Below are 24,639 nucleotides of genomic sequence, written 5' to 3' on the forward strand. Positions count from 1 at the left end.
TGTATGTTAAAAGCGAATGAAAATGACTTCTCCTATCGCTTCGGTGATAACGGGCCGAAATATTTAATACAAGGGCCAAATATTGATCTTGGCCTTGTTGTCATTCAACCGGGCCAGGAGTTTCAAAACCATTATCATACGACGTGCGAAGAGGTCTTTTATGCATTAGAAGGTGAAATAGACTTCTATGTAAATAACGAAAGAGTTCCGATTAAACAAGGTGATGTCCTGCAAGTTCGCCCTCATGAATCTCACTATCTGATTAACCATTCTGACAAACCTTTTAAAGCTGTTTTTATAAAGTCACCACATTTACCAAATAAAGATACGGTACAAACGGAAAATCCAACATTAACGAAGGAGTGATTTTGAATGACTTGGGGATTTAAAAATCGATTAAATACAATTTTACCTGATGGTAGAGCGGTTATGTTAGCAATAGATCACGGTTATTTCTTAGGACCAATTCACGGACTAGAACAACCACTTGAAACAGTTAAAAACTTACTTCCTTATACAGACTCCCTCTTTTTAACACGCGGTGTACTTAGCTCCTGCATTCCTGAAAACTGCAACACACCGATGGTTATGCGTGTATCTGGTGGCGCTACTGTCGTCGGTAAAGATTTAGCGAATGAAACAATTGTTACACCTGTGAAGGAAGCAGTGAAGCAAAACGCAATTGGCGTTGGCGTTTCTGTTTTTGTCGGATCAGACTATGAAACACAAACTGTTACAAATCTCGCAAATGTAGTTTCTGAAGCTCATGATTACGGCCTACCAGTACTCGGCATTACCGCAGTCGCAAAGGAATTACAAAAACGTGAAGCTCGCTTTCTAGCACTTGCTTCCCGCGTATGTGTTGAAATGGGTGCTGATATTATTAAAACGTATTACTGCGAAGGATTCGAAAAAATAACGAGCACATGCCCTGCCCCAGTCGTCATCGCGGGCGGCCCAAAACTAGATTCAATTGAAGACGCATTAAACATTACGTACAATGCATTGCAAGAAGGAGCAATTGGAGTAGACATGGGCCGAAACATATGGCAATCCGAGCACCCAGCTGCGATGATCCAAGCAATACATGGCATTGTGAAAAATGGATTGAATGTGAAAGAGGCACTTGAACTTTATGATGATGTGAAGAATTAATGTGAAAAGACAGACTATTTATTAGTCTGTCTTTTTTACTTTACAGTGAAACTTTCATACCTTCTCTATAATCAAGACAAGACACTTCAATTAATAAGCCATTAAATACTGTAAAATAAAAACCATAACTACTACCTCGCATCGAATAAGGTTCCTTATCTATTTCAATGCCGCCTGCTACTAAACGATTATACGCTTGATCAACTTCATTTGAAGTATCCACTAAAAAACCAATATGAAAAGCTTCAGGATACATCACTTCCTTATTCCCCTTAAATGCTTTGGGGTCGCTTAGCACCAGTATAAATCCACTCTCATCACTCATTACTAATAATGCCTTTCCCTTTTGCTCTAAAAATTGAAAATCAAAAAATGTTTCAAAGAAATGTCTCGCTTCTGATAAGTCATCAACACATAAATTTAAATGATTCAGCTTCATGTACTCATCTCCTTTTAAAAAGAAGGGATATAGACTCATTTTCATAACCCTTAAATATGTAAGGCAAGATATTCAAGCGTTCCGTCTAAGACTATGCTTTATAAGTCTAATACTTTTCTCCATAGCCTAGAACGTTTTTTATGACTGCAATTATATAAACTGTTCGACGTGAAATATTAATGTACCTATATAAAATAGTCTCATTATTTATTTTCCAGATTGTGTAGAACCCACTCAACCAGGAAAATTGCTGAAGGGATGCGCTCTGTTGTATCACCTAAAAATAGCTTATTAAGTAACTCATCTAAATGAATTGGCTTATTCGGCAACGTTTGAATATACCTTAAAGCAGATCCCGCTGGCGGTACTGGCTTATTATTAATAGCCCATATCCCTTCTAACAATGTCCAAGTTGACGTATGAACTAAGTATGAAGCTTTTAACTCATCATTTGCTTTTAAAGCAGATTGAATTTTAATAAGCGAACTATGCAACCAATGAGAAATGCCCTTCATTTTGTCGCTTGAAACACGATAGTTTTCAAATTCATATGTAGCTATTTCCTTTAACTTTTTTAACTCACCGCTTTTATCAAACAAAATTTTCCCTTCTAGAAATGAGTATAGTTCCATCGGATTGTTTTTAAAGTTTACTTGAATTTGATTAAAATCTGCACCCTTATATTCAACTAAAATATCTTCTCTCATTTCAGAATGAAATTTCTTCTTTTGTCCGTCTTCTAAAAGAATATAGAAGTCTAAATCAGATTCAGGATATGCATCGCCTCTTGCAACAGATCCAATTAGCATGAATCCATTTACCTTTTCCATAGATAAGACTTCCGCTACTATTGTTTGCACTAATTTTTTATGTTGTTCATATGTAATGAATGCAAGTTTTTCTATCATTCCCATCCCCCCAGTCATAAAAAAGAGGATACATGATTGCTTCTACAACATGTATCCTCTACTTATATATTACGACTGTTGATAAGCCGATTTCGATGATTTCACATAATAAACTGCATGATCCACATTAATAATATGATCTGGCTTTGGTTTACCACGGCCCGCTCTATGTCCAGCTAAGTGTTCTTCACTTGTTTCCCAGTTTTTCCATGCTTCTTCAGATTCCCAGCGAATCATTACGACAACTTCTTCGTCGCCGCGTCTTACTTTTTTCACGAGAACACTTAAATCGATGAAGCCTTCAAATTTTTCAATAATACCTTCTCCAGTGAAACGTTCTACAACTATATTTGATGTACCTTCTTTTACTGTAAATGTTTTCGTTTCGATAAACATATATCCCACTCCCTCTTTGTTATACGAATACTAGTATTCTTCTATTATAATTGATTATGATAATTATTTTCAATTGTAAAGTTTTAATTTTTTGAATTATGCTGATTTCTTTTCTATCGCCTCATCTAAAAATTTGAAATATGGAAGTAACATCCCTATTAAAGATGTAACACATATAATTGCACCGATGATTACATATAGCGCTCTTACTCCCCACATTTCACTCAATATCCCCCCTACTAACACACCTAATGGCATAGCGGATCGTATAAAAAATAAACGCACTGAAAATACTTGTCCTATCATATTATTTGGGACGGTTTGTTGGCATATTGTCGTGTTATGAACATTGAAAAATGCAATACAAATCCCTGCTATTACTTCAATTATTATTGCAATGATAATACTATGATTGAATCCTAATGAAATGTATGTGAGTCCCCCTATAAACAATCCTCCAAGCATCAGTATACGCCGGCTTTTATATGTTACTTTTCCGACTAATACTGAGCCAATTACGTAGCCAAGTGGAAAACCTGCCATGAAATAACCGTACTCTGCATATCCCGCTGACAGCTCGTCTTTTATATAAGGAAGATTTGTGACCATCGTTACCCCTACTCCAAACTGCACGAAAGTAAGAAATATACCGAGCCAAACGATGATTGGTTTTGTGAAAAAATATGTAAAACCGTGAAAAAACTGTTCTAGCCACGTTTTCCGAATAGGTTGCGACGTTCTATTTTCTTTTATATAAAATAAGAAAGTGCCACTAACAAATAAACATATGCATACGAAAGATAATGTAAGTTCTGTTCCAATCAAATGAATGACTACTCCGCCTAATACTGGCGCAAGAAACATCATAAGGCGAGTCATTCCATCAATGTACGCATTTGCATCTTGAAGTTGTTCTTTCCCTACAATGCTCGGTGTAATTGCTTGACTTGCAGGTGTATAAAGTGGTGTAATAAGTCCCACTACAATTTGAACAACATAAATGTGCCAAACTTCTATACTACCCGAAACTAGCATCACCAAAGGTAATAAAAATACGGACGCTCGTATCCATTGTGAAAATATCATAATCCACTTCCGGCTCCATTTATCAATAAATGGGCCACTTATTAATTGCAATATGAGTGATGGGATGAAATATAATAACCACATACTACTTAAAGCCATTTCTGATCCTGTTAACTCATATACTAGAATTGAATTACATAACGTTCCGAAAGCCCCTCCTAATTCAGAGATTGCACTACCAATCCACATAAAAAAGAACGAACGATTTTTCAATATATTTTTCAATTTCACACACCAACTTTTCTTTTATATTCCTCCCTTTATGTACATTCTCGTTGTTAATTATCTATTCAAAAACATATCTAATTCTTTCGCTAAAGACTGTACTGCTTTCTTTCTTAATACATATTTTCCGTCATGTATATCAACTAACTTCGCTGCACGTAACAATTTCAAATGATGGTGTACAGTCGATTTACCGAGTTGCAATCTTTCCGTTATTTCCTGTAATGTACGTTCTTTTTCAAACAACATTTTTACAATTCGCAATCTCGCTTCATCTCCAAGAGCCTTATGTTTTTGAACTAAAAAATAATTCGGTTCATACGGATCTTCAGGATGAATGCTTTCATTCGCAACTGGATAATGAAATACTTTCGTATCATCAATATCTGCTTCAATATTCCACGGTCTGTACGTCATTTGCGGAATAAGAAGTACGTGATGAACACTTGGCTCTGGCATATAGTTCACGCCACCAGTCGCCCACTCGACAAACTCTTCCGGCTTCATCTTTTTATTCATTTCATTTTTTGCTTCATAATCTCGTTTTAATATAGAAAGTATTTCTTCTTCCTCACTCTTAATTACACTCTCATACCAACCTGTCATTACAGCGATTAAATGAGATTTCAGCACTTGTACATCTACATCACATATAAAGCGAATGTACGTAGAGAAAAACTGATGATCATGTGTTAATTCCTTTAGTTCATGTATTGCAGTTCCATCTCTACTTGCGGCTAAACGTCTTTTTTTCTCATATTTCTCCCCTAAAAACGGTAAACATATATACTTCAAATCTTCTTCTAAAAGTGAATCGATTTTAACATGAAACTGTGATACATCCTGTATGTCTTCTTCATACAACAACTGAAGCAATGCTTTCCACGTATTATTTTCTTCGACAAATTGTAAGTGCTCTCTCATTTCTTCTGTTAATGATTTCTTAATTTCTTCCCATTCATTTTGACTCTTTTCAAGTGTATCAATTAACCTCTTATGAGTAATTGCTGCAATGCCAAGCGCACATTCGAAAAGTATCGAATATTTCACTTGAACGTTATACGTTTCCCTCTTTCTACTCGTTATGTGATAGACCTCCATTTTTATCCCCTCCTTGTTTGCTATATATCAAATTCTATTTTTATCGAATTTAACCTTCTATATTTTTAGAATTATTTTGCGACTTCAAAAAAACTCTAATCCATGAGCAAATAGAGAAAAGTTTATACTCTTTTTCATTCTGACTCAATTAAAGCCTTGATTATTAAGTATCATATTAAAAAGAAGTTTTTTAATGGCTCTGTTATAAGTTGTCTTTCACCCTCTTGTGCAACTATAGAAAAGGTTTATTGAAGAGAAAAGAGAATTGGTTTTATTAAGAAAAATGAACAGGAGGCTATACGAATGGGAAGAAAAGAAATGTTGCAAAATGGAGTCCAACAAGTTTTTTACGAAGAAGAATGGTACCCACCAATATCAGAAGCGTTAAAGAATCTTACGGTTGAACAAGCATGTTGGCAACCAGAAGGTGCTGCCAGTAATACGATTTGGGAAAATGTGAACCATTTATTAATCTTTAAAGAACGCCTACTTTCCCGTTTACATGAAGACGACACATTTGTTGCTCCACAAAATAATGATGAGACGTTTATCCAAGGTGGACCTAATGATGATGCCGCTTGGCAGCAAACCGTAAAGCGAACGCTTCAAGTACATGATGCCTTACAATCTTCATTAACCGCCCTTCAAGAAGCAGAACTAGATCAACTAAGTCCTTCTCTACCAGTTTGGCAACAATATATGAATATCCTTTTGCATGATGCTTATCATACAGGACAAATTATACAGCTTCGGAAACTTCAAGGTTCATGGCCAACTCACCGTTCTTATTTATAAAGTGAAATTTTAATCAGCTCTTACCAATCGGGATTTTGCGGGCAGCCCATCCCCACCTCACTTCTTTGTTTTCCTTGAATTTTGAGGTAAAAATCTTACTGTCCGTTAATCCGGAATAAACGATGTTTAAAATCGCATACGTTTAATATCCAACAAAACAATTGAAAACAGCTAATTGTTCGATAATTACTGCGATTGCTCAAAATAAAGCAAATTAAAATACATTGATTCCTAACATAACTTACATGCTTCATAACTTCTAATCATAATCCAAATTTGGAAGAATAGATGCTTTTTTATATACAAATAATAACTCTCAAGGAGTTGTTGACATGCATTTCATATTGAATATGTTAGGGATTTTCGTTGTCATATTAATCATTTTCTTATGTTCGCCTAATAAAAAACATATAAAATGGAGACCAATTGTAATTCTCATCCTATTGGAGCTTTTTATTACGTGGTTTATGTTAGGCACAAAGCTCGGCAGTATTATCATTAATAAAATTGCGTCATTTTTCAGTTGGCTACTAGCATGTGCGAATGAAGGTATTCGATTTGCATTTCCTTCAGCTATGGAAAGTCAGCACATTGATTTCTTCTTTAGTGCGTTACTTCCTATCATTTTTGTTATTACTTTTTTCGATATTCTTTCTTATTTCGGAATCTTAACTTGGATTATTGATAAAGTAGGTGCAGTTATTTCAAAGATTTCTCGTTTACCAAAGTTAGAAAGTTTCTTTTCGATTCAAATGATGTTTTTAGGAAACACCGAAGCACTTGCGGTTGTTCGTGATCAATTATCTGTTTTAAAAGAAAATCGATTATTAACTTTTGGAATTATGAGTATGAGTAGCGTTAGCGGATCCATTCTTGGTGCTTATTTATCAATGGTTCCAGCAACATATATTTTCAGCGCAATCCCATTAAACTGTATTAACGCATTAATTTTAGCCAATGTATTAAATCCTGTGGAAGTTTCGAAAGAAGAAGACATTGTTTACACACCTTCAAAACATGAAAAAAAGGATTTCTTTTCTACTATTTCAAACAGTATGTTAGTTGGGATGAATATGGTTATCGTTATTTTAGCTATGGTAATTGGTTATGTAGCTTTAACAGCATGTTTAAATGGGATTTTAGGATTTTTTGTAACGGGGTTAACAATTCAAAAAATCTTCTCCATTATCTTTAGTCCTTTTGCATTTTTACTCGGTTTATCAGGCAGTGATGCTATGTATGTAGCTGAATTAATGGGGATCAAAATAACGACGAATGAATTTGTTGCAATGATGGATTTAAAATCAAACTTAAAGTCGCTACAACCGCATACGGTTGCGGTTGCAACGACATTTCTAGCTTCTTTTGCTAACTTTAGTACAGTAGGTATGATTTACGGAACTTACAATTCATTATTTGGCGGAGAAAAATCATCAGTCATCGGTAAAAATGTTTGGAAGCTTCTTGTTAGCGGGATGGCTGTTTCTTTATTAAGTGCTATGCTCGTTGGGCTATTTGTATGGTAATTAATTTTAATAATAAAAGACACCCAAGCCAATTGAGTGTCTTTTATTATTATTTTCGAATTTGTCCATTTCCACGAATCACATATTTTGTAGAAGTTAATGCTGGAAGCCCCATTGGTCCTCTTACGTGTAACTTTTGTGTACTGATACCAATTTCCGCTCCGAATCCAAATTCGGATCCATCTGTAAAACGAGTCGATGCATTATGATAAAGTGCCGCGGCATCTACAGAAGTAAAAAACTTGCTGACGTTTTCCTCGTTTTCAGTAATAATTGCTTCAGAATGCATAGATCCATACGTATTTATATGATGAATCGCTTCTTCAACAGTGGAAACCACTTTCACTGCTAGTGTGAGAGATAAAAACTCAGTTTCCCAGTCTTCTTCTGTCGCAAGTAAGATAGAAGAATCAATCGCCACTGCTTTATTATCACCACGTAGCTCCACTCCTCTTTCATTCAAGGAAGAAAACAACTCGCTACCATATTGCTCTACCCAATTCTCATGAAGTACAATCGTCTCAATTGCATTACATACAGATGGACGCTGTGTTTTTGCATTTATAATAATATTAAACGCCATTTGTTTATCTGCTGTTTCATCAATGAATATATGACAATTTCCCGCACCTGTTTCAAGTACTGGAACAGACGCTTCTCTCACTACTGTATCAATTAATTGTTTACCGCCTCTTGGTATAAGAACATCCAAGTACTCGTTCAATGTAAACAACTGTTTTGCACTATCTCTCGTTGTATCTTCTATGAGCTGTACACTTTCTGAAGGCAAGCTAGTTTGCTTAAGCGCCCGGTGAATAACGCTAACGATGGCTTTGTTAGAATGGATAGCAGAAGAACTACCACGTAGTATTACTGCGTTTCCTGTTTTTAAACAAATTGTAGCAGCATCAACAGTTACATTCGGTCTTGCCTCATAAATCATCCCGACAACACCAAGTGGTACGCGCATCTCCTGAATAGATAGTCCATTTGGCCTTTCCCATGCACTTACACATTCTCCTACAGGATCACGTAATTCAATTAGCTGCTTAATCCCCTCTGTCATATCAATAATACGATTTTCAGTTAGCAGAAGACGATCAAGGAGTGAATCAGAAAATCCTTTTGCCTTACCTTCTTCAATATCCCTCTTGTTTTCTTCTAAAATATAAGCTGTTTCTAATATTAACTGATCAGCTATTGCGGAAAGTGCTTCGTTTTTTTGCTCTGTAGATTTAAGCACAAGCTCTCTAGCAACCTCTTTTGCTTTTATCCCCTTTGCCAACACTTCATTCATTTTTATTTCCTCCTTTTTAAAGTGAAACCCAATGATCCCTATGGATGACTTCATAACTATGTCTCTCGCCTCTTACTTGAATATCTTGGCTTTGCATACCTTTTACATCTATTAGTTCCTCTGCACTATATGTGCATTGTCCTTTTCCTATTACGCGCCCTTGTTGCGTTACAACCTCTACAACTTCACCCACTTGGAAAAATCCTGATACATTCGTAACACCAGCTGGAAGTAAACTCTTACCATGCTGAATGATGGCAGTAGCTGCCCCAGCATCTACTTCAATTTGTCCGCTAACAAGCGAATGTAAGGCAATCCATTGCTTGTTCATCTTCATTTCTTTTTGAGGAGCATTACCAACATACGTTCCATCACCCTTACCCTTACCCTTCAAAACATCTACAAACTTTTCCTGTCCACGTCCTGTTCCGATAAATACACTCACACCAAGAGAGAGCGCTGTCTTTGCAGCGTCGATTTTTGATTTCATACCGCCAGTCCCAAGTTTTGAGCCAGCATCTCCTGCAAGAGAAGAAATTTCTTCCGTAACTTCAGGAAGAAAATAATATTTTTTTGCATCCGGATTTTTCTGAGGATTTTTGTCATATAACCCGTTCACATCCGTAAAGATCATAAGCATATCCGCCGAAACAAGCCCGCTTACTAAAGCTGACAGCATATCATTATCACCGAACGTCAGCTCCTCTAAAGAGATGGAATCATTTTCATTAATAATTGGAAGAGCGGAGCGGTTTAATAATTCTCCTAACGTAGCGTAAGCATTACTATATTGTTCTTTTCTAGAAAAATCACTCCTCGTCAGCAAAAGTTGCGCAGTAACGATGCCATATTTACGGAATTCCTCCGTGTACGCCTGCATTAACAAACTTTGTCCGACAGCTGCTGCAGCCTGTTTCCCTTTAATCGTTACAGGTCTGCTAGGATATCCTAGCGCTGAAAAACCTGCAGCGACGGCTCCAGATGTAATTAACACAACCTCGTGCCCCTCTTCTTTCAACCGAGCCAATGCGGCAACGTGATCTGAAAGCTGTTCTGTAGAGATGCCTCCGTGACTATCTGCCAAGGAACTACTCCCAATCTTTACAACAACTCGTTGTTTTTTCACTTTTTTATCCCCCAAGTCTAAAATCAAAGTTTTTTATAAATTACACTTCATTCACTTTGTAACTATATCTATTCTCATCAATGCTGCAATGAGGTATTTAAGAGCAAAATAAAAATGACCGCTTCGCCCTTAATAAAATAAAAAGGACGAAACGGTCATTGTTCCGCGGTACCACCTTAATTGATATACATAGATATCCACTTGGTGCCTATAACGCAGGCGAACGCCTAAACTTTCATTTAAGACTCAGGGATAGGTTCGATATATTCTATACGAGGAATCTTTCAGCCGGTGAATTCCACTCTCTTTCGCAAGAAGACATATGTACTAATTCCCTTCAACGATTTTCAATCTAATTTTTTTATATTATGCGATATAGTTCGATTCGGTGTCAAGAGGTATTTTTAAAAATAAATAGAGCCGCAAGTTATTTGTATGAAATTATCGCCCTACTGAATGAAAATACAAAATGATATAAGTTTAACTCATATTCATAAACATAAAACCTTACATTATAGTGTATATATTTACATAATGTCGAATATAATTAATTTTTATCTTTTAGTGTTGCAAAAAGGAATATATTCTCTTAGAATGTTTCTTTATATTGCACAGGGATGTTATTCTTATTCTAAGAAAATAATATCAAACCGATATAATTGATTATAAAAGGAGCAAGATTGAGTTATTATGGATAAACAAATTGGATTCATCGGTTGCGGAAATATGGGAATGGCTATGATTGGCGGAATGATAAACAAAAATATAGTGTCTTCAAATCAAATTATTTGTTCAGATTTAAACACTGCTAATTTAAAAAATGCTAGTGAAAAATATGGGCTAACTACAACTACCGACAACAATGAAGTAGCTAAAAATGCTGATATTTTAATTTTATCAATCAAACCAGACCTATACGCGTCAATAATTAATGAAATAAAAGAAATAATCAAAAACGATGCTATCATCGTTACGATCGCTGCTGGGAAAAGTATTGAAAGTACTGAAAATGCCTTTAATAAAAAAGTAAAGGTTGTAAGGGTAATGCCTAATACTCCTGCTCTTGTTGGAGAAGGAATGTCTGCATTATGCCCGAATGAAATGGTGACAGAAAAAGATTTAGAAGATGTACTAAACATTTTCAATAGTTTTGGTCAAACAGAGATCGTAAGTGAAAAATTAATGGATGTTGTCACATCCGTAAGTGGTTCTTCACCAGCTTATGTATATATGATTATAGAAGCGATGGCAGATGCTGCTGTACTAGATGGTATGCCAAGAAATCAAGCATATAAATTCGCTGCTCAAGCTGTGTTAGGCTCTGCAAAAATGGTACTAGAAACAGGAATACATCCAGGTGAATTGAAAGATATGGTTTGTTCTCCTGGCGGAACGACAATAGAAGCTGTAGCAACATTGGAGGAAAAAGGACTGAGAACAGCGATTATTTCAGCTATGCAGCGTTGTACGCAAAAGTCTGTTGAACTATCTGGTCAAACTAAAAAGTAAAACTGTAAAAGAGATCGCGTTAGCTATGAATTCATATGAATTTAATTAGAAATTCACTACATGATAAACGGCCAAACTCATATATAATTGAGTTTGGCCGTTTCAGTTTTAATTATATTAAAATAATTTCATTCAAATCTTCTTTACAGGTTCTGTTTTATCCCTTACCTATTCCCTACTATGATTGTGTAATTTTATTAGAAACTAATAATTTTTCAATGCACTTCGGTAACATATCTAATAGCGTTTCAAATGCGTAGTTTACATCTAGACGTTCTGTCCATTGATGTGCATCTTTTCCTACCGGCCCCATATTTAATACTGGAACATCAAACTCTTCTAATTCCTGAAGCGGAATTGAATAACCTTTATCCCATAATGGCATATTGTCTACAAGTGAACTCATTGAATCCAGTGGATACTGCAAGCCTACATAACTTAAATCTGAAATCCCCCCAAAATAATTTTGGTTTTCAAATGTAATTTTATGATTGTAGTGTGCATACTTTTCCATTTCTACAACTACCTCTTTTATTAAAGGATTGTTGCGTGAACTCACAGCTGGATAGTACGGCGGAGCGAAGAAAAGTACAATCATCGGTGCCTTTTCTTTACATAAAATCGCTAATTTATCTACTAAATCAATGGTTACCGCACGATCATCTTTATCTCCTCTATTTTTTATAATATTAGATTGAATATGATTTATTTTTTCTCGTCCATGTTGCTCAATTGCATATGTGATAAGCTCTTCATAAGTTAATACATTTACTTTGAGATTAGGTGGTATAAATGGATTATATTTAGAAAAACGATATGCATGTTTTTCATACGACTCTTCTATTTTCTCTGCTACTTTCGTTACTTTTTGACGTAACAATGAAACTACATCTGTCATTGATTTTTCTAATAAAAACAAATTAAATAATGTAACTGCACGATGCGGAATTTGTACAGAATAATCCTCTTTTAAGTCCCTTTGAAGTAAGTTAGTTGGCGGAGGACTCGCTTCCCCTTCTACAATATCACAAAGGTCTGTGTTTAACTCTAATTCTGCTGTTATTAATGAAGCCATATAACTCCCATTTAACCCTGCAAAAGGTTCACCTACATGTGTCTCTTTTCCGTAGCAAAGAAAACCAGGTAACACTTTACCAATAGAGCCAGTGTAAATATACTTATTTTGGTCACCAGGATGTCTTGAAAACATAGGCTCTGAGTTTAGTACCGTTTTATACTCTAAATCATGTTCTCTTGCTAACTCTAGTAATCTTGGAACAGCAGCTCTCATCCCTACAGAGTTTACTTCTTCATCTGGTACAGCCAATAAAAGAACATTCCCATCAAATCTTTCTTCGCAAGCTTGCTCAATCATTGCCATTTGTAATGCTAGACCGCATTTCATATCCATTGTTCCTCTACCAAACAGCCATTCTCCATGTTCTATATCTTCACGTACATGGTCTGGAAGTTCATCTTTATGAGAATAAAACATAGATGTTAACTTTTTAGGATTAAATGCATCTTCTTTCCACATTCCGTAATCTTGTACATCTACAACATCAAAGTGACTTACTAGAATTACAGTATTTTTTGTACTATCGCTTTTCTTTACTAGTGCTGTAACAAAATATCGTCCGTCCCCTGTCGGATTTTTTTGCAAATGGTGCGGGTTTTCTTTGAAATACTGTAAGTCAGATAATTGTTCCACAACAAAGTCTGGCAATATTACTTCAGCTTCTGAACCGGTAATACTAGGAATTTCAACAAGACTGCTTAATAATTGAACCAATTGTTCTTTTGATTGCCACTTTGACATATAAATCCCCCTATTTTCCGCATTATGAAAACTAATTCCAGTATATGAATAAAAAATGACGACAGCTATCAAAATTATAGTTCTGATGTACTGCCGATTTTTATTGATATTTCATGAGCCGCTTGTTTTACCTTGCTAATAAGAAAAGATAGTCGATCATCATTAATACGATGACTAATTAACCCAACACTTAATGCTCCTACTACTTTATGATTAAATCCGATAATAGGTGCAGCTACTGAAGCTGTCCCTTCTGTTTTTTCACCATAACTGACAGCATATCCTTCATTTTTTATTTGCTTTATTTGATTAAGAAGAATTTGCTTTTGTTCTGGTAATGAAGGAAGTAAATACTCTACAATATGTTCCATTTCATTCGTTTTCATATTGGCAAGCATCGTTTTATTTGCAGCACCAATTGAAAGTGGAATTTGTTCTCCTAGATTATCGATAACTCGAATTTTTAAAGGACTATCAATTCTTTCAATGATAATAGAATGTGTTCCGTTTGGAATATTCAAATAGACACTTTCTTCCACTTCAGAAGCCAAACGTTTCATCACTTCTCTTGCAACAGATCTATAGTCTACCTTCTCCAATTGACGCAACCCTATTTCCATCCACATTGGTCCAATTTTGTACTGTTTTGTCTCTGTAATTTGTGTAACTAACCCATGCTCCATTAGAGAGTTAAGTAATCTATGTACTGTACTAACCGGGAGATGTGTTCCATCAGCTATATCAGAAATAGCCCAATACTCTTTTTCATTTGTAGAATTCAATAATTTAATAATACTTATCGCTCGATCAATGGACTGTACCATAACTCGCCTCAACTTTACTCGTAATATGTTAGTACGCTAATTAACTATCAATTTAGCAAACATTCGAAATGAAATCAATCTATTTATTTAATTTTCTAACAATAAAAACATATCACTAACAACAAATTGAAAACGCAAACAAAAAAATATTGACTTTTCTTTTTAATTATCTGAAAATTATAACAAGATTTCACATCACGGAATACATTCCATAATACGGAAAAACATCAAACGTTATTCTATCAACTACGAAAGTGAGGAAAACAATGGCGCAAGTAAGCAATACAAACAATGAATTAAAACGTACGATGAAAAGTAGACACTTATTCATGATTGCACTCGGTGGTGTGATTGGAACCGGGTTATTTAACGGATCTGGCTTTATTATAAGTCAGGCTGGACCTGGTGGATCCGTACTTGCCTTTATTGCTGGTGGATTATTAATGTATTTCGTTATGCTATGTCTTGGTGAACTTGCTGTAGCCATGCCTGTTTCAGGTTCTTTTCAGGAATATGCTACTAAATTCATCAATCCTGCAACTGGCTTTACAATCGGATGGTTGTATTGGTTAAGCTGGGCGAATACGACCGGTCTTGAATTTACAACTGCCGGTATTACAATGCAGCGCTGGTTTCCTGATATTCCTGTTTGGGTTTGGTGTTTAATATTTGGCGTTACCATCTTCACTATTAACGCATTATCTGCTCGTAGTTATGCAGAAACAGAATTTTGGTTTTCAAGTATAAAAGTATCTGCCATTATAGCTTTTATAATTCTTGGTGGCGCCGCTATGTTCGGTTTTATTGATTTAAAAGGCGATGAACCAGCTCCACTTCTTTCAAATTTCGTAAATCATGGTGGTTTATTTCCGAATGGACTTGCAGCTATTCTATTAACAATGGTTACAGTCAATTATTCCTTCCAAGGTACAGAGCTTGTCGGAATCGCAGCAGGTGAAAGTGAAGATCCAGCAAAAACTTTACCTCGTTCTATTAGAAATATTATATGGCGCACAATGTTTTTCTTCATCTTAGCAATCTTTGTTCTTGTTGCTTTAATTCCTTGGGAAGAAGCTGGATTAACAAAGAGTCCATTCGTTGCTGTTTTTGATAATATCGGTATTCCATATGCAGCTGATATTATGAACTTTGTTATTCTTACTGCTGTTCTTTCTGTCGCAAACTCAGGACTATACGCTGCTACTCGAATGCTTTGGTCTTTATCAAAAAACGAAATGGCTCCAGCATTTTTAAAGAAATTATCATCACGTGGGATTCCTCTCAACGCTTTAATCATGACAATAGCTATTTCTGCTTTTTCTCTTTTGACAAGTGTAGTAGCTGCTGAAACTGTTTACTTGTGGCTCATTTCAATTTCCGGAGTCATTACCATTATTGTTTGGATGTCAATTTGTGTTTCTCAATTCTTTTTCCGCAAACATTATTTAGCAGACGGCGGAAAATTAGAAGACTTAAAATTTAAAACGCCACTTTATCCACTCGTACCAATTCTTGGTTTTGGATTGTATGGCATTATATTAATCAGTCTTATTTTTATCCCAGAACAACGACTTGGAATCTATTGCACTGTCCCATTTATCATCTTTTGCTACACTTACTATCACTTTAAAGTTAAGAAAAGAAATTCTACTAACACTCATAGTGAAACTAAAATTAGCGAGACTTCGTAATATTTGACTATACATAAAAGACTACACATGGCGTTTCACTTCATGTGTGGTCTTTTTTCATCATTTTTATATGATTTCATCTGAATTTAATGAATATATCCCCTTTCCTACAAAAGTAGTAGAGTGTTCATTTAAACACTTACTACCTCAGTGGGATTTATCACATTCCAATTTCAATATAATAGTAAATAGGTATATCGGATATAGATGTACATTACTAGGCTTATACATATTTCAACTTTAGAATTATATTCACTATTGAATTGGTAATTACCAATAAAGAAAGAAAGAAAGGAATGATCATAATAATACAGAACATATACGAAACTCATTTACATGTAAGAAATTTAGAGAAGGCAATAAATTTCTATCAAAACAAGCTAGGATTAACGTTAGCAAGAAAACTCTCCAAAAGAAGAGTGGCTTTCTTTTGGGTCGGAGAAAATAAACAACAAATGCTTGGACTATGGGAAGTACATAACATTGAAGACTTTGAGCCGAGACATTTTGCTTTTGGTGTAAATTTAGAGTTTTTAATGACTTCTAAAGCGTGGCTAGAGGAACGTGGAATAGCAGTGATAGGAAGTCAAGGAAAAGGAAATCAAGAGCCAATTGTCCAAAGGTGGATGCCTGCTGCAAGTGTATACTTTCTAGATGGTGATGGAAACAAATTAGAATTCATTTCTATGTTACATGAGAATCCAGATGAATTAGAATATGCGTCCTATTTAAGTGTATGGAATGCGGAACACCAAGAAAAATGAATGGAATTTTCGTTCAAGTCTTTTCTTATTTTTGGATATAATGTTGTACGATCCCCCCTTTTACTATGAATTTGTTAACATAATGCATTTACTGTCATCTTATATTTGTACTTACGTACGAGCAATTCCTAATCTGCTTCAATTACAATTTGAATTATGTAAATTTTCCTCTTATCTGGTCTGGCATCTACTCTTTAAACACAAACTCCCCTTAAATCGAAAATGATTAAGGGGAGTTTTATATACGATGCAATTATAGTTCAGATTTCACTCGAACAGAAACATTATTTTTAATTATATTTTTGACATCTTTAAAGCTAACAAAATTGTTACTTTTCTCATCCCAAAGACGGAAACGTAGTGATTGTAAGCTTGTAGCAAGCGTAATCGTTGGTACATTTTTTAACGGAAGCGTATTATTGTGTGCCTCTTCTAGTTTATAGTTAGGTACCCTTGGGCTTAAATGGTGAACATGATGGAATCCAATATTACCAGTTAAGAATTGCAAAATTTTAGGAAGCTTATAAAAAGAACTTCCTTCCACTGCCGCTTTCACATATTCCCAATCTTTATCCTCTTCAAAATAAGAATCTTCAAATGTGTGCTGTACGTAAAACAGCCAAATCCCTACTGAACCTGCTATTAAGAATATAGTACCATGTACTAACAGAAACGATTGCCACCCAATTGCCCAGCAAAGTATAGCTACTACAGCAACAATTATAATATTCGTCAAATAAGTATTCATACGTTCTTTCTGCCTTGCACCTTTTCGGTTAAATCTATTTTTAAGCAAGAAAACATAAATCGGACCTAATCCAAACATAACGAATGGATTGCGATATAAGCGATATGCTAAACGAAGTCTAAATGGTGCAGCTACATATTCATCAACTGTAAGCGTCCAAATATCCCCTGTACCCCTCTTATCCAAATTACCACTCGTAGCGTGGTGAATAGAATGTTCATGCCCCCACTGATCAAATGGGAATAATGTTAAAACACCCATACACGTTCCAACTATTCTATTTGCACGTCGACTTTTAAAGAACGAATAATGGGTGCAATCATGAAAAATAATGAAAATTCTTGTCATAAATCCAGCGGCTAACAGTGCTGGAACTAATGTTAACCAATAAGAAACTGACAAACTTTTATAAGCAAGGTACCATAAAATAATAAATGGCACGATTGTGTTGATCAGTTGCCAAACACTTTTTTTAATCGTTGATTTTTCAAAAGGAGCAACTTGTTTTTTTAAATTTTTAGTATTTTCTAAGGTCATTGTTCTAATTCCTTTCCTTTTTGTTGCTAATTCATATTATAGCACACTATTAGTATCAGGTGTTAAAAGTAGCTATAATAAATATTATATACTATGAAAATCTCTTTTTTCTTACTCATTACTTACAAATTACTTACGCCCAAAATAGCTTCTATAATTGGACAGGCGGAGTATTTTATTTATAAAAGAAACTTCGAATTTTTCCAATAAGTACATAAAAAAACAGCAAGTTTTTTCACAAGAAGAAAAAAGCTGCGATAAGTCAGTTTCACCGACTTATCGCAGCTCCTCTTCGTTTTACCTTATTTTATCGATGAAGCCACACTGCACCTGCAGACTTGTCTTCAGCTTGGCCTACCACTTCAAACTTCAGTCCTAGTTTCGGTAACTTACGTCCTGCATCAGGAATAATGCTGTTGATGTATTGCTTAGAATCATCAAATTTTGCCACTCCTGGTAATCCTTTATAATCGAAGATACCGCGAGTTGGTGAATTTACTTTCCATGCTGGTGTTTGATCAAATGAGAATGCCGCATCGGCAATTTGGTAACGCGTACTGCTCTTCACAGTAGGTTGTCCGTTTAATGTCCCTACAATTGCCTCTGGATGAGAATCTACTACTCCTAAGAACCCTTCACCTGGATGAACGCCTACCCAGTTATCTGTAAAGCTTTGATCCGCATACCATACAACCATTCCCGTATTAAATACTGGGCCACGTGCATGTTGTAACGCAGTGTCAGAACCAGCGTAATTTCTCCACTCTACATAGTAATTATGTTTTTTCTGTTCAAATCCGTTAGACACAGTAAAGCCTTTTAACGTCATTGCTGGCTGACCTTCTGCATCATCAGAGAAAACAACTTTTCCATCTACAGTTAATGCTGCATTATCTAACGCAAACCCTTTATAAGCTACTGCAATATCTGTTAAGTACTCAAATTGCAGTTTTACTTTTTTTCCTTTGAATTGGCTTAAATCGTATGATTTATCAACCCACTTACCATCAGTTGTATCCGCGCCGCCTTTTACATCTTTTTCGCCCATTCTATCAATGCGTGTCTTCGTTCCATCTTCTGCAATCGCATATACGTCAAGGAAATCATACTTCGCTTCAAGTTCGTAAAATGCCTTATAATCGAACTTAGCATCCTTTGCATTTGTTAAGTCAAATACTGGTGTCTCAAGTGTTGTATGAATGTCATTTCCTTTTGTACTGTAATAGAACTTCTTACCAAACGCTGATTCGATATTTTTTATATCTTTGTCCGGCAAGTTAACACGAACGATTCCAGGTCGTTTAGATTTTGTAGTACTTTGATCTACATATGTCGCAACACCGATTCCTTTGCTAAGTTTGTCATAATCTACTTCAAGGATATTCGCCCAGTTCCCCTTCATATTCTTTTGGAAAAATTCTTTATTTTGTGGTGAGAAACTCGTTGGCTCTGTTCCTGCAATTTTTCCAGCCCAGCTACCACCACTCATAATAGACCATGACTCAACAGGTTCACCTTGTCCTGAGTACTTTGTATCATATTCATCTGGTAAGCCTAAATCATGGCCATACTCATGTGCAAACACACCAACTGCCCCGTCTTCAGGCTCGATTGTATAATCATATGCAGCCATCTTTCCGCCCCAGTTCGAAACAGAAGATTTCGTGCCATCAATTGCATATGGTTTTGAACCTAGTTTTGAACGATGTGACCAAATCGCATCATCTTTCAATTTACCGCCGCCAGCTTCTTGACCAACGCCAGCATGTACAACCATTAAATGATCAATAATGCCATCTGGCTCATTTTTATTTCCATCACCATCTTGATCGTATTGATCAAATTGGTCATAGTCTGCTAAATTGATTCCTTTTGCTACCGCTGCTTTTAATGCTTCTTTCACAAAATCTTTTGGTCCTAAAGGCCCCTTGTTATCATGCCCAGTACCCGCATCAGCACCATAATCTGATGCTTTTCCTGGAACAGTAAGCCATTCTGTTACAGTCCCATCAACTGTGTAGCTACCACCAGATTGTTCTTCATAATATTGCTTAAATGTGTTAATCTTCGATCCATCAAATAAAGTAAATGGTTCATCACCAAATAACATTTTTTGATAATGTTCACGATTAAAGTCTTTAGAATACATGTATCCTGGCTCTTGATCAATATTGTTATGCTTAAAATCGCTAAATTCTACAAGTAAAACAAGTACTTTATCTTTTCGAACAGCTCCATTGTATTCTTCTTGCTTCGCTGATGTAGTAGGTACTTTTCCATTTAATTTCCCAGAGTTCAATGCTACACCTTGTCCAGCTACTGGGCCTACTTCAGGCTGCTGCGCCTGTTCATTTTCCTTCATTTTTGCATCTTTTACTTTTTTCATAAAATCAGAAGCTTCTTGCGTAAGACTATCTCCTGTTAAAATTTCTTTCCCAGGGTTTTCCCCTTTCTTTTTCTCAACATATTTTTCGACAGCCTTTGACGTCTCAGCTTGCGATGCAGATTGATCAATTACCCCCCGTTGTTTTAGCGCTTCAGCCAAGCGCTCCTCCGGTATTAAGTGCTCATCTATTGGTAGAGATGATGTTGGTGTCTCAGCATGCGCTGCGTGACCTCCAAAAGCAAACGTACTACTTAGTACTGCTGCTGTTGTTAATACCGCTAATGGTTTTAATTTCTTTTTCTTTTTCAATGTATTTCCTCCCCAGTGTCTGCAAATTATCGTTTTTTGCCGATAACAACATAATATTCGTTATAATACGAATATTCAATCTTTTTCAACAAATAAAATGTTGAGAAATATTTTTTATGAAGGGTGAAATACATACGATAGAAAAACAAACTCACCTATAAATAACAGTGAACTTTTTTAGTAAAAATAAGAATTAAATATTCTCTATACTATTTAATCTATGGGTTACCATATTACTCACTATTCTCATTATTACAAGCTAATAGTGGTTCGTACATCATTATAGCGTGATTCTCTGTTACATATTGATCTTCTATTAACTGTTTCTGTAGATTATATACTTTACGTTGAATCACATTATGTCGTATATAACCGCCCCAGTATGCAGGTTGAATTGAGTGTTCTTTCTCATACACTTCATATTGATAAAGTTGCGGATAGACTGTTCTCCATTCACCAACTAAATGTTCATCTGTCATATAAAGGTGAAGTTGATACGGTTGGTCCGTTTCATTTTTAATTTGTAAATCCAAATAGTTATAGGAACAAGTCGCCCCACTCCCAAACGGTTGAGTTCGCCTAGAATCAGGAAAGACATCAAAGCTATGACGATATCGTTCGGTTACTGTCAGTGGTGTATGTAAAGTCATCCAATATATTAAATTCGAAAGCTGACAAAGACCTCCTCCAATACCTGTTTGAAAAGATCCGTAGTGTAATACCATACCTTCTACATACCCTTTTTTCTTCGTTGGCTTACCTATTAAACGCCAGTAAGAAAATGTTTCTCCCGGTCTAATGACGATATCATTTAGTTTTTTAACAGCAATTTTCAAATTAACAACCTTATTCTGTTGATACCACATATCTACATCTTTAAGCTTACGAAGTAATATCGTTTGGTGCTGAATTGCTGTACAAGGTAGCTTTTCTTGTTGGAACCTTTTTGCATATGTTTTTCCGTCTGCTAACCACTGAATGTACCTCTTTGTAGAGTAATACCACTTCCCTAGCATAATGCGATACTTAGACCGCTGTTTAGGACGTAAGTGCACTATATTCATTTTATTCCCTCTCTCTTTCTTCAACTAAATTCTAATATATTTCTAATTCAATAAACTACAGTTTTCTTAGCTGCATAATAATTTTCGCAAAAAAAATAATAAATTTACTCTAGTGGAGATTTTATTTTGATGATTGCTTTATAATTATATAAAACTACGCTGAAATACAATAAATTGAAATAAATACATTATAAATATAACGCATACCTTAAATAAAAAATAATGAAAATTAAAGAAATTCTAAAGTATTAATATATTTTTCGTAAATATTAATTGATAACACATTAGACTTTACTATATGTATAAATTCTCTATTCTACAAAACGAAATTTTTTAATGTAAGAAAAAATATAACTCCCCTTTCACATTTATACAAGTCTCATCTGGAAAACTTTCCAAAACAATCCGAACCCTTATATTTAGAATAAACACAAAAAATTGCCACCAGTTAGCTTAACTGGTTGGCAATTTTTTAACGAGAATGCTTTACAAATAGTTGAATTGCTTCTTCTGGTACATAGCACTTTCCATTACTCTCTACAATAATACTTCTTAATTCATGTCCTTTACCATTGATACGAATTATATTTTTGTTACCAAATAATTGTGCTTCTACTTTATTACGTTTTACTACGAGTAACGGGTTTGCTCCTTCGGTTTTGTCGGCTGTTACAGTTGCACCGATTTTCTTAAAGACTTGTTCACTCTCTAAAAATATTTTATTCGTTACTTCTTCTAAGTTAAAGCCCATCGCTTTCGCCATCGTCTTCGCAATGTCTGTATTTTGGATTAAGCCTTCTGGTTTTTGAGGTCCATAAGAATGTAAGAATACATCCTCACCTGTATGTCCTCCTGTCGTAAAGCCGATATTTGCACGATTAGCCAATAATGTAGTAAGAATTCGTCCTACATCCATTTTCTTTTTTGCCGCTTTTAATTTTTCTTTTTCATCATGAGTTAGATTATCCAAACCATATAGTTTAGCTACATCTTCTACATTTGATAAATCAGATTTCAGTTTATTTATAGTTCCTTCAAGTGTCATTTTCGCCTTTTTCAATGGATCAATGTATGCAGAAACCGGTGTAGTATTGTATCCTTTTGTCGTATTCCTATTCCCTATAGAGATGCCGCTGTTACCATGATCAGTTAAAGCGATGAGCATCGTATCCCCATCTTTCTTCGCAAATTGTAACGCCTTTGCTACCGCTTCATCAAATGCCAATATATCACTAATCATCCCAATTGGGTCATTAGCATGGGCTGCCCAATCAGGCTTACTACCTTCTATGAATAAAAAGAAGCCATCTTTATCTTTTGATAATGTTTGAATTGCTTTTTCTGTCATTTGAGAAAGTGTTGGTTGTTCTGGGTTTGTTGCTATACGATCCATATCAAACGCAAGAGCATGATGTGAGAAAGAGCCCCAAATTTTATTAGATTTGGAGTTCAATAACGCATCTTTCGTTTCAACGAAATCGTATCCTTTGTCTTGAATCACCTTCACTAAATTTTCACCATCTTTTCGGATTCCATTACTTTGCATAGGTAGCAGCGCTGCTTTTCCCCCGCCTAATACGACATCTATATTTTGATATACTTGCTGCTTCGCAATTACGTCAAATTGCTTGCGATTGACATGGTGAGCCGAGAATCCCGCCGGAGTAGCATGCTGAATTTCAGATGTAGCAACAATTCCAGTTGCACGACCAGTACGTTTTGCACCTTCTAATACGTTTGCGACCGGCCGTAACTTGTCCTCTTCTTTTATTGGCTCTAAGCTAGGCGAACTTACAATAGAAGGTAATACACCTACATATCCTGAATTTGATTTATTTCCAGTTGCTAATGCTGTTGCTGCTGGCGCTGAGTCTGTAATAGCTGATTCCGCCGAAAACGTACGAACTCCTCCTGTTACAATTTGATCTAACGTAAGCGGTGCCCCTTTATACCAGCGAGCCAATGTTGCCGCCGTTGAACTCGTTCCGTCCATAACCATTATAATTATATTTTTAGGCTGATGTTCTACTTTTTTCACCTTAGCTTTGGCCGCATGATAATTCATCATACTTTCCGTACTTAATACGCTTACTATTATAGCTGCCACTAATAGCAACTTTTTCATCTTCACACCATAATTCAACATGATTGTTCCTCCATAAACTTTGCATTCATTTTAAATACACACTATTTCCTTTTCCATACCAAAACCTACATATGTTTTATTAGTTCCCAATTCTCATAAAGCTAACAATAGTTACTTTCCCTTTCTTTCCTTTATTAAATATCGGTATGTATCATCTATCTTATAAAAAAGATTTAACATCCTTTTCATTAATTACTTGTTTAACAATAAATCCTCGATCAAAAGAAATAAAAATTTATTGTTAAACAATAAATTTCGTGTTAAATTAATAAGATATTAAATAAATGAGGTGCTTTTTATGAAACAAGGATCCACACTCTTTTTAAAGACCGTTGTGATTCTGATCGGAATCCCCGTTCTTGCTATGTGCATTTTTTTAGTCCCTAAAATAGGAGCTTTCGCTGCAGAATTATATCCAGATATTGCATATATTAAATATCTTGTATTTATCAATTTATATGCAACAGCAATACCTTATTACTTCGCACTGTACCAAACATTTAAGCTTTTAAACTATATTGATAAAAATAACGCATTCTCAGAGTTATCTGTTCAAGCTTTAAAAAATATTAAGTACAGCGCATTGGCAATTAGTGTATTATATGTATTAGGTATGCCACTTTTCTATCTCGTGGCAGAGAGAGATGACGCCCCTGGCATTATTATTATCGGAATGATTATGATTTTTGCTTCAATGGTAATCGCGGTCTTTGCTGCCGTTCTCCAAAGACTATTAAAAGATGCTATAGATATAAAATCAGAAAATGATTTAACGGTCTGAGGTGAAT

General features: G+C 35.3%; 21 protein-coding genes and 1 other annotated feature. Of the genes, 8 read left to right on the forward strand and 13 right to left on the reverse strand.

Going from position 1 to position 24,639, the window contains the following annotated elements; translation table 11 throughout:
• Positions 1–3 precede the first annotated feature (3 nt).
• Together BLT20_RS11910 and lsrF are read left to right on the forward strand one after the other, a co-directional pair.
• The gene (locus tag BLT20_RS11910; protein ID WP_000909986.1) at positions 4–366 is read left to right on the forward strand and encodes a cupin domain-containing protein; all 363 of its coding nucleotides are present in this window, start codon (positions 4–6) and stop codon (positions 364–366) included.
• A 6-nt stretch (positions 367–372) separates the two neighbouring features.
• Positions 373–1,155: a 3-hydroxy-5-phosphonooxypentane-2,4-dione thiolase gene (gene lsrF, locus BLT20_RS11915; RefSeq protein WP_000219765.1), complete on the forward strand. Its 783-nt coding sequence runs from the start codon at positions 373–375 to the stop codon at positions 1,153–1,155.
• 40 nt (positions 1,156–1,195) lie between these two features.
• On the opposite strand, the gene BLT20_RS11920 is transcribed toward lsrF, so the two are convergent.
• The 5 genes from BLT20_RS11920 to BLT20_RS11940 all read right to left on the reverse strand — a co-directional run bounded on the left by BLT20_RS11920 (position 1,196) and on the right by BLT20_RS11940 (position 5,310).
• Positions 1,196–1,594: a VOC family protein gene (locus tag BLT20_RS11920; protein WP_000773074.1), complete on the reverse strand. Its 399-nt coding sequence runs from the start codon at positions 1,592–1,594 to the stop codon at positions 1,196–1,198.
• Positions 1,595–1,797: 203 nt separating this feature from the next.
• Complete coding sequence (locus tag BLT20_RS11925) at positions 1,798–2,502, reverse strand: nucleotidyltransferase family protein (RefSeq protein ID WP_000570640.1); 705 nt, start codon at positions 2,500–2,502, stop codon at positions 1,798–1,800.
• A gap of 69 nt (positions 2,503–2,571) precedes the next feature.
• Complete coding sequence (gene hmoA, locus BLT20_RS11930; RefSeq protein ID WP_000469498.1) at positions 2,572–2,898, reverse strand: heme-degrading monooxygenase HmoA; 327 nt, start codon at positions 2,896–2,898, stop codon at positions 2,572–2,574.
• Positions 2,899–2,994: 96 nt separating this feature from the next.
• Positions 2,995–4,215, reverse strand: coding sequence for an MFS transporter (locus BLT20_RS11935; RefSeq protein ID WP_000769173.1), 1,221 nt, complete (start codon positions 4,213–4,215; stop codon positions 2,995–2,997).
• Between the two features lie 51 nt (positions 4,216–4,266).
• Entirely contained in the window at positions 4,267–5,310 is a 1,044-nt protein-coding gene (locus tag BLT20_RS11940; protein WP_000454561.1) for an ArsR/SmtB family transcription factor, read from the reverse strand.
• A 303-nt stretch (positions 5,311–5,613) separates the two neighbouring features.
• Between BLT20_RS11940 and BLT20_RS11945 the strand changes: the two genes are divergently transcribed.
• The gene (locus BLT20_RS11945) at positions 5,614–6,105 is read left to right on the forward strand and encodes a DinB family protein (RefSeq protein WP_000532733.1); all 492 of its coding nucleotides are present in this window, start codon (positions 5,614–5,616) and stop codon (positions 6,103–6,105) included.
• A 332-nt stretch (positions 6,106–6,437) separates the two neighbouring features.
• The gene (locus BLT20_RS11950; RefSeq protein ID WP_000545478.1) at positions 6,438–7,631 is read left to right on the forward strand and encodes a NupC/NupG family nucleoside CNT transporter; all 1,194 of its coding nucleotides are present in this window, start codon (positions 6,438–6,440) and stop codon (positions 7,629–7,631) included.
• A gap of 49 nt (positions 7,632–7,680) precedes the next feature.
• Here BLT20_RS11950 and BLT20_RS11955 read toward each other — a convergent pair whose 3' ends face one another.
• Positions 7,681–8,928 carry a glutamate-5-semialdehyde dehydrogenase gene (locus tag BLT20_RS11955; RefSeq protein WP_001006612.1) on the reverse strand — a complete coding sequence of 416 codons (1,248 nt, stop codon included), beginning with the start codon at positions 8,926–8,928 and terminating at the stop codon, positions 7,681–7,683.
• A gap of 16 nt (positions 8,929–8,944) precedes the next feature.
• Positions 8,945–10,054, reverse strand: coding sequence for a glutamate 5-kinase (proB, locus tag BLT20_RS11960; protein WP_000744810.1), 1,110 nt, complete (start codon positions 10,052–10,054; stop codon positions 8,945–8,947).
• A 139-nt stretch (positions 10,055–10,193) separates the two neighbouring features.
• Positions 10,194–10,404: a binding site (T-box leader), on the reverse strand.
• A gap of 340 nt (positions 10,405–10,744) precedes the next feature.
• Here proB and proC point away from each other — a divergent pair.
• On the forward strand, positions 10,745–11,563 hold the full coding sequence (proC, locus tag BLT20_RS11970; protein WP_000360723.1) for a pyrroline-5-carboxylate reductase: 819 nt from the start codon (positions 10,745–10,747) through the stop codon (positions 11,561–11,563).
• A 178-nt stretch (positions 11,564–11,741) separates the two neighbouring features.
• Here proC and BLT20_RS11975 read toward each other — a convergent pair whose 3' ends face one another.
• Both BLT20_RS11975 and BLT20_RS11980 read right to left on the reverse strand, forming a co-directional pair.
• A complete protein-coding gene (locus BLT20_RS11975) occupies positions 11,742–13,382 on the reverse strand; it encodes a M20/M25/M40 family metallo-hydrolase (protein WP_000049567.1) in 1,641 nt (546 codons plus the stop codon).
• Positions 13,383–13,456: 74 nt separating this feature from the next.
• Positions 13,457–14,206: an IclR family transcriptional regulator gene (locus tag BLT20_RS11980; protein WP_000250758.1), complete on the reverse strand. Its 750-nt coding sequence runs from the start codon at positions 14,204–14,206 to the stop codon at positions 13,457–13,459.
• A 266-nt stretch (positions 14,207–14,472) separates the two neighbouring features.
• On the opposite strand from BLT20_RS11980, the gene BLT20_RS11990 reads away from it, so the two are divergent.
• Both BLT20_RS11990 and BLT20_RS12000 read left to right on the forward strand, forming a co-directional pair.
• Positions 14,473–15,897 carry an amino acid permease gene (locus BLT20_RS11990; protein ID WP_000079989.1) on the forward strand — a complete coding sequence of 475 codons (1,425 nt, stop codon included), beginning with the start codon at positions 14,473–14,475 and terminating at the stop codon, positions 15,895–15,897.
• Between the two features lie 305 nt (positions 15,898–16,202).
• Positions 16,203–16,661, forward strand: coding sequence for a VOC family protein (locus BLT20_RS12000; protein ID WP_033684647.1), 459 nt, complete (start codon positions 16,203–16,205; stop codon positions 16,659–16,661).
• Between the two features lie 253 nt (positions 16,662–16,914).
• Here the strand turns inward: BLT20_RS12000 and BLT20_RS12005 are convergent, their stop codons facing one another.
• The 4 genes from BLT20_RS12005 to BLT20_RS12020 form a co-directional block, all read right to left on the reverse strand.
• On the reverse strand, positions 16,915–17,946 hold the full coding sequence (locus tag BLT20_RS12005) for a Delta(5) desaturase DesA (RefSeq protein WP_000171504.1): 1,032 nt from the start codon (positions 17,944–17,946) through the stop codon (positions 16,915–16,917).
• Positions 17,947–18,253: 307 nt separating this feature from the next.
• On the reverse strand, positions 18,254–20,641 hold the full coding sequence (locus tag BLT20_RS12010; RefSeq protein ID WP_000727442.1) for an immune inhibitor A domain-containing protein: 2,388 nt from the start codon (positions 20,639–20,641) through the stop codon (positions 18,254–18,256).
• Positions 20,642–20,874: 233 nt separating this feature from the next.
• A complete protein-coding gene (locus BLT20_RS12015) occupies positions 20,875–21,705 on the reverse strand; it encodes a VanW family protein (protein ID WP_001028241.1) in 831 nt (276 codons plus the stop codon).
• 472 nt (positions 21,706–22,177) lie between these two features.
• On the reverse strand, positions 22,178–23,851 hold the full coding sequence (locus BLT20_RS12020; protein ID WP_000935916.1) for an alkaline phosphatase: 1,674 nt from the start codon (positions 23,849–23,851) through the stop codon (positions 22,178–22,180).
• A 298-nt stretch (positions 23,852–24,149) separates the two neighbouring features.
• On the opposite strand from BLT20_RS12020, the gene BLT20_RS12025 reads away from it, so the two are divergent.
• A complete protein-coding gene (locus BLT20_RS12025) occupies positions 24,150–24,632 on the forward strand; it encodes a DUF2975 domain-containing protein (protein ID WP_000809113.1) in 483 nt (160 codons plus the stop codon).
• The last annotated feature ends 7 nt before the right edge of the window (positions 24,633–24,639 follow it).

It is taken from the genome of Bacillus sp. cl96, assembly GCF_900100505.1.
Taxonomy (GTDB): domain Bacteria; phylum Bacillota; class Bacilli; order Bacillales; family Bacillaceae_G; genus Bacillus_A; species Bacillus_A cereus.

Coding starts and splice junctions, on each gene's coding strand:
- BLT20_RS11910 (WP_000909986.1), top strand. CDS start 4: ATGTTAAAAGCGAATGAAAATGACTTCTCCTATCGCTTCGGTGATAAC.
- lsrF (WP_000219765.1), top strand. CDS start 373: ATGACTTGGGGATTTAAAAATCGATTAAATACAATTTTACCTGATGGT.
- BLT20_RS11920 (WP_000773074.1), bottom strand. CDS start 1,594: ATGAAGCTGAATCATTTAAATTTATGTGTTGATGACTTATCAGAAGCG.
- BLT20_RS11925 (WP_000570640.1), bottom strand. CDS start 2,502: ATGATAGAAAAACTTGCATTCATTACATATGAACAACATAAAAAATTA.
- hmoA (WP_000469498.1), bottom strand. CDS start 2,898: ATGTTTATCGAAACGAAAACATTTACAGTAAAAGAAGGTACATCAAAT.
- BLT20_RS11940 (WP_000454561.1), bottom strand. CDS start 5,310: ATGGAGGTCTATCACATAACGAGTAGAAAGAGGGAAACGTATAACGTT.
- BLT20_RS11945 (WP_000532733.1), top strand. CDS start 5,614: ATGGGAAGAAAAGAAATGTTGCAAAATGGAGTCCAACAAGTTTTTTAC.
- BLT20_RS11950 (WP_000545478.1), top strand. CDS start 6,438: ATGCATTTCATATTGAATATGTTAGGGATTTTCGTTGTCATATTAATC.
- BLT20_RS11955 (WP_001006612.1), bottom strand. CDS start 8,928: ATGAATGAAGTGTTGGCAAAGGGGATAAAAGCAAAAGAGGTTGCTAGA.
- proC (WP_000360723.1), top strand. CDS start 10,745: ATGGATAAACAAATTGGATTCATCGGTTGCGGAAATATGGGAATGGCT.
- BLT20_RS11975 (WP_000049567.1), bottom strand. CDS start 13,382: ATGTCAAAGTGGCAATCAAAAGAACAATTGGTTCAATTATTAAGCAGT.
- BLT20_RS11980 (WP_000250758.1), bottom strand. CDS start 14,206: ATGGTACAGTCCATTGATCGAGCGATAAGTATTATTAAATTATTGAAT.
- BLT20_RS11990 (WP_000079989.1), top strand. CDS start 14,473: ATGGCGCAAGTAAGCAATACAAACAATGAATTAAAACGTACGATGAAA.
- BLT20_RS12005 (WP_000171504.1), bottom strand. CDS start 17,946: ATGACCTTAGAAAATACTAAAAATTTAAAAAAACAAGTTGCTCCTTTT.
- BLT20_RS12015 (WP_001028241.1), bottom strand. CDS start 21,705: ATGAATATAGTGCACTTACGTCCTAAACAGCGGTCTAAGTATCGCATT.
- BLT20_RS12020 (WP_000935916.1), bottom strand. CDS start 23,851: ATGTTGAATTATGGTGTGAAGATGAAAAAGTTGCTATTAGTGGCAGCT.
- BLT20_RS12025 (WP_000809113.1), top strand. CDS start 24,150: ATGAAACAAGGATCCACACTCTTTTTAAAGACCGTTGTGATTCTGATC.